Below are 4,007 nucleotides of genomic sequence, written 5' to 3' on the forward strand. Positions count from 1 at the left end.
GCCACATCCACACCCGACAACACCGCAGCGGGATCCACCACAACCCCGAAATCCAGACCCGACAACATAGCGGCCGGATCTAAACCCGCCACCGCATCCAGACCCGCGGTCGGATCGATCAACGACACCGCATCGCCCACCCCGGCCAAGGCCTGCTGCAACGGATTGAGAATCGGATCGACGACTACATCCAGAACGTCGGCATGAGCCGGAGGTGTGCTGGCCAGCGGAGCCAGGCCGAACGCCAGAAATGCGCAGGCACTCGCACCCAGACCTACACCCCGCCGGCGCGCTGCTGCCTGACGCGAACCACGACTCCACTTGCAGCCACGTCGACCAGCCATCGCCAAACCCTCCAAAACACAGCAGATAAGCGTCTCTTCGCTGTTTCTGTGGAAATCACAGGAAGCTGTCAGCTTGACGCTAAGCAAATGCACAACGCCCCGATACAGGGAAATCCCTTGCAATCGGCGGCCGAGGTACCCCAGGGTTGGTCGTTCAGCTAGGTGCGGCGCCGATGCGTGCCTGCACGCCGGCAGTAATGCGGTCGGTATGCCACCCCGCCTGCTGGCAGACGTTCACGACGTCCTCAGCGCAGTCGGCGGCCAGCACCACGAAGACGGTCTCGTCGCTGGGCGAGCTCAGCGTCATCAGCACCCGCACCTGCGAGGCGGCCGCAGCCCGGCCCAGCCGCTCGATGGCTGCATCCAGAGATATCGCAGCAAGATCCGGCTGATACCACTCGACCATGAAGCACTCCGCCGCGACGCCGATGTCACACATGCGCCTGACGGTAACGCCCCGCCGGCTATTTGGAATCAGGGTTTTCCCTGGACATCGCCCGCCTGCAGTGCGGCCGACAGCGCGGCGCGCGAACGAATACCCAGCTTCCGGTAAACACTGCTGAGATTCATCTCGACAGTCTTTGGCGCGATGAACAGCTCGGCGGCGATCTGCTTGTTGGACAGGCCGGCGGCGGCGCGTTCGGCGACGCGCTGTTCAGCGACGGTCAGCCCTACCGCAGCGCTGGCTGGACCGGTGAGGCGCGCCAATTCGGCGCGAACGCGCCTGGCCCACAGCGGCGCAGCCAAGCGATCAAAGCTCTCGAGCGCCTCGCGCAGGGTCGCCTCGGCCGCCTGCTTGCGGCGCCGTCGGCGTTGTAGTTGACCCAACAGCAATTGGGTGCGTGCCATCTCGAACGGCATCGGCAGACGCTGGTGATGGCCGATCGCTTCCTGCGCAATCCGCTCGGCGGCCTCGAGTTCGCCGCGCGCGGCCAGCACATGGCCCCGCCCGCGCGCGGCCACCGCGAGCATCCACGGCCGATCGTGTTGCGCGCCCTTGTGTTCGAGCGCGGCAACGAGCGGCTCAGCCTCGTCGGCGCGCCCCAGCGCGGTCAGCGATTCGATTGCGTCAGGAACATACGCGCCCACCATGATCTCGGTGTCGTGCGTCGAGTCGAACGAGGCCAGCAGCGGTTCCAGCGCGGCTAGTGCGGCCGCATGGTTCCCAATCGACACCTCAAGGAATGCGTGTGCCGTGATCGCCGAATTAACGAGAAAAGTGGCTCCGGTGGCCCGGGCCGTATCGATGGCCGAGCGGGCAGCCGTGCGGGCCTCATCCTCACGACCGACGTGAGCTGCAACCGCGGCCTGGCTTGCCCACGAGCTGATCAGCATGTGCTTGCCGCCCATTTGCTCGGCTCGTTGCACAGCATCGGCGGCTGTCGCGGCAGCCTCGTCGTAACGACCTAGCCAAAGGTCGATCATCGTCAGGTGGTTGGCCGCCCAAAGAATGTCGATCTCGGTACCGCCCTGCAGAAAACGCCGCTGCGCACTCTGCATCTGAGTGCGGGCGCTAACCAGATCGCCGGTCCAGGCCGCCATGACAGCCGCAACCGCGCTGGCCTGATAGGTGGCGGCCGCCTCACTGTTCGATTCCTCAAGGTCCAACGCCGTCTGCATGGCTTGCCGGTCAAAGCCGAGCCCATACATGAAGCTCACCAGCACCCACATCGTCAACGCCTGACTACGAAGTCCGGCATTGCCTAGTTGCTCCGCCTCGGCGACCGCAGTACGGGCGTGGTCGACAGATTCCTTCATCCGTCCGGTCAGGCCTACCGCCGGCGTCAGCAGCAGTCGGCTTTGCAGTTGCAGCGCTGGGTCCTCTGCGACCTCGACAGCCTGAGTCAGCGCAGCGACAGCGCTCACCATGTCCTCGTCGTAGCCGGTCACGGCTGCCAGCAACATCAACGCGACGCAACGCAACGGGCCCGTGGGCGGCAACCCATCGATGGTCGATTGCAGAAGGCTTCGTGCCCGCCAGAGCGCACCGGAGCGAAAGTGCTTCTCGGCAGCCCGAATTCGCCGCACGGGTGTATCGCCGCCGAGTTTGATAGCCAATTCGAGCAATTCGGCAGCCACTGCGGGGGCACCCTGGGCCAGGGTCACTTCGGCCGCCTCGTCGAGCGCGTCCAGCATTGCCGGGTCGCCGGTGGTAGCAGCTAGCGCCAAATGTCGGGCTTTGAGCTCGGGTTCCTCGACGGTGTCGGCGAGCTTGCGATGCATGGCGCGGCGCTGCGGCGGGCTGGCACCGGTGTAGACCCCGCTGGCGAACAACGGATGGCAGAACCGAATCTCGTTGCCCTCCAATGCCACAACCCCTGACGCTTCAGCAGACTCGATGACTTCGACGACCCGGTCGATGTTGAGGTCGATGGCGCGGCTTAATCGCTCCACGGTCGGAAATACCGTGCATGAGGCGGCCAGCAGCACCGCGCTGAGCTCGTCATCGGGTTGGCCGATCCGCTTACGCACCAGGACGGCAAGGGAATCAGGTAAGTCAACCACTCCGCGGGACGGCTCGTCGGCAACCGAGCGAGCCAACTCAAGCGCGAAAAACGGGTTTCCACCGGAAATTTCGTGAATGCGCGTGATCACCGGGCGAGGGAGGGTATGCCCAAGCCGCTTGGAAATCAGGGCGTGTACGCCGCCTAAACTCAGCGGACTCATCCTGATGCGGACGGTTGAGTCCGGGCGCGCGAATCTAAGCCAGGACGGCGGATCGCCGAGGCCGGGCTCGCCCGTTCGGACCGTTGCAAGGATCCCAACCCGGCCGCTGAGTCGGCGCGCGGCATATCCAAATACCGCCTGGCTGGACACATCCAGCCACTGCGCGTCATCGATCGCCATCAGCACCGGCGCATCGACACCGGGATGCTGAATTACTGACAAGAAAGCGGCGGCAACCATCCGCTCGTTAGTTGGGGGGCCTTCACCATCGAGCAGAAGCACCCGCTCCAGCGCCGCCCGCTGGGCCGCTGGCAGATTCGCGAGGACGGCGGTATCGACAGCGCTGAGCAAATCAGCCACTGCTGCATAGGCGTACCGCGCCTCGGTCGGCGACCCACACGTCGACAGGACTCGAAAGCCTTTGATCCCGGCGGCCTCGGCAACGTGCCAGAGGAACGTCGTCTTGCCCATGCCGGCTTCGCCCTCGACTACCATCCCGGCTGGCCCGGCAAAAGCGCGGTCCAGAAATTCGCGCACCGCGCGCGGCTCCGCTTGCCGCACTGGCAATCCCCCTGTAGGCCATCCCCGACCTGGCAGTTAACCTACATTGGATTCACAGGGCCTTGCGTATTTCCAGCATCATTTGAATCTGATATGAGTTCAGCAAACAGCGCGCAGGATGCGTTGGAAACGCGTACCGCTCAGTCCGGCGATTCCCTCGCTTTCGGTCGTCCCACTCAGCAGCTAGAACCGCAAGTACCCGGTACCGATGGTATTGACATCTTCGTCCGCGCTCCCTACCGTCTGGACATAACACCGACGAAGGGGACGTCAACGATGACCACTGCGGTGAAACCGACCGGGCGCGATCGCGAGGATTTCTCCGACCGGCTGCTCAAGGGATCGGTCAAGAAGTCCTACGCGCCGGTTGTCGACATCGACTGGGATGCGCCGCTGGACCCAGACAAGTTCTATCTGCCGCCCAGGACCGTCTCG

The 4,007-nt window shown here is 64.4% G+C and carries 4 protein-coding genes; 1 reads left to right on the forward strand and 3 read right to left on the reverse strand.

Going from position 1 to position 4,007, the window contains the following annotated elements; genetic code table 11:
- The 3 genes from WAO18_RS21175 to WAO18_RS21185 all read right to left on the reverse strand — a co-directional run.
- Positions 1–344 (reverse strand): hypothetical protein (locus WAO18_RS21175; protein ID WP_422208193.1); only part of this gene is annotated, 344 nt, incomplete at its 3' end.
- A gap of 154 nt (positions 345–498) precedes the next feature.
- Complete coding sequence (locus WAO18_RS21180; protein ID WP_422208194.1) at positions 499–783, reverse strand: hypothetical protein; 285 nt, start codon at positions 781–783, stop codon at positions 499–501.
- A 35-nt stretch (positions 784–818) separates the two neighbouring features.
- The gene (locus WAO18_RS21185) at positions 819–3,572 is read right to left on the reverse strand and encodes an ATP-binding protein (protein WP_422208195.1); all 2,754 of its coding nucleotides are present in this window, start codon (positions 3,570–3,572) and stop codon (positions 819–821) included.
- A 276-nt stretch (positions 3,573–3,848) separates the two neighbouring features.
- On the opposite strand from WAO18_RS21185, the gene WAO18_RS21190 reads away from it, so the two are divergent.
- A partial coding sequence (locus WAO18_RS21190) for a diiron oxygenase (RefSeq protein WP_422208196.1) occupies positions 3,849–4,007 on the forward strand: 159 nt, incomplete at its 3' end.

It is taken from the genome of Mycobacterium sp., assembly GCF_049278535.1.
GTDB lineage: Bacteria > Actinomycetota > Actinomycetes > Mycobacteriales > Mycobacteriaceae > Mycobacterium.

Coding starts and splice junctions, on each gene's coding strand:
- WAO18_RS21180 (WP_422208194.1), bottom strand. CDS start 783: ATGTGTGACATCGGCGTCGCGGCGGAGTGCTTCATGGTCGAGTGGTAT.